The sequence below is a fragment of the Mesorhizobium delmotii genome (assembly GCF_900149755.1).
GTDB classification, from domain to species: Bacteria; Pseudomonadota; Alphaproteobacteria; order Rhizobiales; family Rhizobiaceae; genus Mesorhizobium; species Mesorhizobium delmotii.
Genome location: NZ_FUIG01000021.1, coordinates 1 through 3,061 on the forward strand (window position 1 = coordinate 1; position 3,061 = coordinate 3,061).

7 protein-coding genes are annotated in these 3,061 nt (G+C 64.0%); 1 reads left to right on the forward strand and 6 read right to left on the reverse strand.

Translation table 11 applies throughout. From position 1 onward, the window contains the following. Positions 1–232: 232 nt before the first annotated feature. The 6 genes from BQ8482_RS12280 to BQ8482_RS12305 form a co-directional block, all read right to left on the reverse strand. The gene (locus tag BQ8482_RS12280; RefSeq protein WP_123147883.1) at positions 233–523 is read right to left on the reverse strand and encodes a hypothetical protein; all 291 of its coding nucleotides are present in this window, start codon (positions 521–523) and stop codon (positions 233–235) included. Between the two features lie 263 nt (positions 524–786). Further along, complete coding sequence (locus BQ8482_RS12285) at positions 787–1,128, reverse strand: hypothetical protein (protein ID WP_165848535.1); 342 nt, start codon at positions 1,126–1,128, stop codon at positions 787–789. Beyond that, the gene (locus BQ8482_RS12290; RefSeq protein ID WP_123147884.1) at positions 1,107–1,319 is read right to left on the reverse strand and encodes a hypothetical protein; all 213 of its coding nucleotides are present in this window, start codon (positions 1,317–1,319) and stop codon (positions 1,107–1,109) included. The genes BQ8482_RS12285 and BQ8482_RS12290 overlap by 22 nt, the downstream gene beginning before the upstream one ends. Then, on the reverse strand, positions 1,304–1,564 hold the full coding sequence (locus BQ8482_RS12295; protein ID WP_123147885.1) for a hypothetical protein: 261 nt from the start codon (positions 1,562–1,564) through the stop codon (positions 1,304–1,306). The genes BQ8482_RS12290 and BQ8482_RS12295 overlap by 16 nt, the downstream gene beginning before the upstream one ends. Before the next feature lies 1 nt (position 1,565). After that, the gene (locus tag BQ8482_RS12300; protein WP_123147886.1) at positions 1,566–1,784 is read right to left on the reverse strand and encodes a hypothetical protein; all 219 of its coding nucleotides are present in this window, start codon (positions 1,782–1,784) and stop codon (positions 1,566–1,568) included. Next, positions 1,781–2,590, reverse strand: coding sequence for an N-acetylmuramidase family protein (locus tag BQ8482_RS12305; RefSeq protein ID WP_123147887.1), 810 nt, complete (start codon positions 2,588–2,590; stop codon positions 1,781–1,783). Before BQ8482_RS12305 ends, BQ8482_RS12300 begins: the two co-directional genes overlap by 4 nt. 85 nt (positions 2,591–2,675) lie before the next feature. On the opposite strand from BQ8482_RS12305, the gene BQ8482_RS12310 reads away from it, so the two are divergent. Continuing rightward, positions 2,676–2,855, forward strand: coding sequence for a hypothetical protein (locus tag BQ8482_RS12310; RefSeq protein WP_123147888.1), 180 nt, complete (start codon positions 2,676–2,678; stop codon positions 2,853–2,855). The last annotated feature ends 206 nt before the right edge of the window (positions 2,856–3,061 follow it).

Below are 3,061 nucleotides of genomic sequence, written 5' to 3' on the forward strand. Positions count from 1 at the left end.
TCGCCCGTGGTTCCGCAACCTTCGGCTTTTAGCGCATCGGCCCACCTTGGTGGTCGCGCGAAGAGACGTCGCGGGAAGAGACCTTGGATCAGGCGTCGGCTGCTTCTAGCACCAATCTCCAACGCTGGCGATTAGCCATACGCTACTACACCTTCGTCATCCTGGGGCGAAGCAAGGAGCGAAGCGACGCGGCGCAGACCCTGGGTGTTTGATCCCGGACTTTAATGGCGCATCATCGCAATCCGAGAACCGGTTCCTCGCATCGATGGACCCGACATTGACCGTCAAGCGTCCTCACATAGGAGGTGACGGGCGCTTCGGGCCAGTCGCACTCATTGCCGTATTGGCGGACATATCGATCATAGGTGTTGCGGCCGGTGGACAGGACGACGGCGCGCCGGCTCTGGATCAGCTGGTGCGTCTGTTCGCATGTCATGGTGCGCGCATCCGGCCGGCCGTAAGCCATGCTTGTGGCGGCGAGCAGGATCGCTGCGGCTGTCGAGACGATTGGGCGAGCTGGCATGGTAGATCCTCTCAAGGGTCGTGCCTAACGCGCACCTTCGCCCGTGGTTCCGCAACCTTCACCCGGGTCTCCCGCAAGAGGCTGTCGCTGCGGCGCAATAATGCATGTCGCGCAAAAGCATGCCCTCGGGCCTGACCCAGGGCCTGACCCAGGGCTTGACCCGAGGGTGTGCAGCGGTTTTGCGATAACGACATGCATAAAACAACAACCTAAAGCGCGTCGCTGGCCGGTCAAACGCGACCCGCTTTAAGACAGGCGCGATCTCACTCCTCCTTCTCCGGCTTGAACCGCCTCACCACCACCTCGAAGACGATGTCCGAGATCCACATCGCCGAGACGCCGATGAGGAACGCCGCGGCCAGCGTCGTGGTGTCGTCGTCGGGCGACGGCAAAGGCAGGCCCGCGCGGATATAGTGCACCACTGGCAATGTCAGGTAGGCCGCCGCCAGCGCGCCGCAGATCGGCGACGCCACCATCTCGCGGACCTTGTAGCGGTGGCGCGACAAGGCCCGCAGAATGCCGCCGGAAAGGCCGGCGACCACCACCGGCGCCTTGATGCCGAGAGCATCGAGAAACTCCTGTATCATGGCTTCCACCCGCACCATCTGGCGCCGTTCGCGTTGTAGGCGTTCACCTCGTCGAGCTCGGGCCGCGTCATGGCGGCGACGACGACGGCGGAGGGACGGCGCGGCTGGTTGTGGTCGCACCAGACTTGGCGCGCCGGCGAAACCGGCGTTGTGCATCCGGCGAGCAACAGGCCCCCGAGCAGCAGACCGATCATCAGTGCCTTGCCCATCGCATCGCCTCCCGCCGTGCGGCTTCGTCCGGCAGGTCGCGCGCCGCGCGTTCGGCATCGGTCGCCTCGCGGTCCATCTCGAGGCGATCCTGCGCGGCGGCGAGTTTTTCCGCCGCTCGCCTGGCCGCATCCTTGTTGGCCCGACCGCCGGCGACAAACAGGCCGATGCCGCCGACCAGCGCGGCGAGTATCGCCATGATCGTCGTATTGCCGGCGAGCGCGCTCAGCATGGAAAGCACCCACATCTCAATTGCCCTCCACGGCAGGCTGTCTTCTGACGAGGCCGGCAACGCCGTCGCGGACGACATTCATCAGGATCTTGAGCAGGGTCAGCACCCCGGTGATCTTGACCGCCAGGGCAGCGTCGATGCCGAACAGCGTCCAGTCGAAGCCGACCAGGCCGGTGAGCAGCAGGATCAGCACATTGATCAGATTGTGCGCGGCATTGGTATTGAACCACGTCATGGCTTTACCTTTCGAAACACGGACAGGATTGCGGCGACCAAGGGGGCCAGGACTGCAGCCCAGAATCCGGGCAACGGTCCGGGCAACGGTCCGGGCCGGACTCCAGCCTCGCCCGGCCCGTGCTTTTGCCCTGAAGGCGCAAGAATGTCCGGTTGCGGAGCCTGCGGGATCGGAACAGGCGCTGGAGGCTGCGCTGGGGCAGCGGCCGGCGTGTCCTTGATCCCGGACCATTTGCGGAACGCCGCGGCGAGCCTGATATCGTAGGCGTTCTTTCTGTAGGATGCGCCGTTGTAACCCTTGGCAAAGCCGGCCCAATCATGCTTGCGCAATTTGTCGTCGAGCCGGTTCGCGGCGATGAAATTGACCGCCGCCGCCAGCTGCAGCGCCTCGTCCTCCATCATGGCTTCGACCATGGCCTGCACGGTGAGGAAGCCGGCCGCCTTGAAATTCTCGCCGAGAACCTGGCCGAGGCCCCACGACGCCGATCTGAGCGCCGCCGTCTCGTCGATGGCGGAGGCGGCTTTCAGGCGCGGGTAGCTGTCCCGGGGATAAGGCTTTTCGCCCCACCTGGCATAGGCAAGGCCGGCCGCGACAGCTTGCGCCCGCTTCGCCCCCGACAGGTTGCGGAAAAAGACATGCGGCTCGAACAGGATGATCGGCCGGCCATGGGCGTCGAAGCCATGCCCGCTGGTTTCGACATCGAGAAAGGCGTGGATCTCGTCCTCGCCGACGCCGATCCTGGCGCCTAGTTTTGGCAGATCGAGGTCGTCCAGGCGCCTGGCGGCGCCCTTGAACGTCATGTCCATGGTCGTGTCCTTTCCGCCCTCGCGGGCAGGTTGATGTTTGCAGGCGATTGTGTGAAATGAGCCCCAAAGGGGAGGACAGCGGCCCATGTCGCAAGATGAAGGAACGGCGCGCTGGACGGTGAAGGCCGAGCTATGCGCGGTCGGCCGCGACAAACCGCTGCTTGTGGCGCTGGCAGTGATCCTGTGCCTCTATTGCGGGCTGGTCGCCGGGCCGATCCTCTATGCGTTCCTGGCCATCCAAGGCATGGCGGATTTCTTCAAGTGACGGTGTTGACCGCTTGAGAAGCTCGATCCGTCCTGCCACCTGGACCGAAATCGCTTAGAGACTGTTTCGAAATTCGCTCTGGCGAGTCATATGGTGGTGGTTTCGAGAACCGGCGCGCAGCGGACATTAGAGCGCTGCGCGTCCAATTGGACGCGCAAAGGACGCTCTAACACTTTGCATTTGCGCATGATCCTTTCCGGGAAACC

Coding starts and splice junctions, on each gene's coding strand:
- BQ8482_RS12285 (WP_165848535.1), bottom strand. CDS start 1,128: ATGGTGCGGGTGGAAGCCATGATACAGGAGTTTCTCGATGCTCTCGGC.
- BQ8482_RS12280 (WP_123147883.1), bottom strand. CDS start 523: ATGCCAGCTCGCCCAATCGTCTCGACAGCCGCAGCGATCCTGCTCGCC.
- BQ8482_RS12310 (WP_123147888.1), top strand. CDS start 2,676: ATGTCGCAAGATGAAGGAACGGCGCGCTGGACGGTGAAGGCCGAGCTA.
- BQ8482_RS12300 (WP_123147886.1), bottom strand. CDS start 1,784: ATGACGTGGTTCAATACCAATGCCGCGCACAATCTGATCAATGTGCTG.
- BQ8482_RS12295 (WP_123147885.1), bottom strand. CDS start 1,564: ATGTGGGTGCTTTCCATGCTGAGCGCGCTCGCCGGCAATACGACGATC.
- BQ8482_RS12290 (WP_123147884.1), bottom strand. CDS start 1,319: ATGGGCAAGGCACTGATGATCGGTCTGCTGCTCGGGGGCCTGTTGCTC.
- BQ8482_RS12305 (WP_123147887.1), bottom strand. CDS start 2,590: ATGGACATGACGTTCAAGGGCGCCGCCAGGCGCCTGGACGACCTCGAT.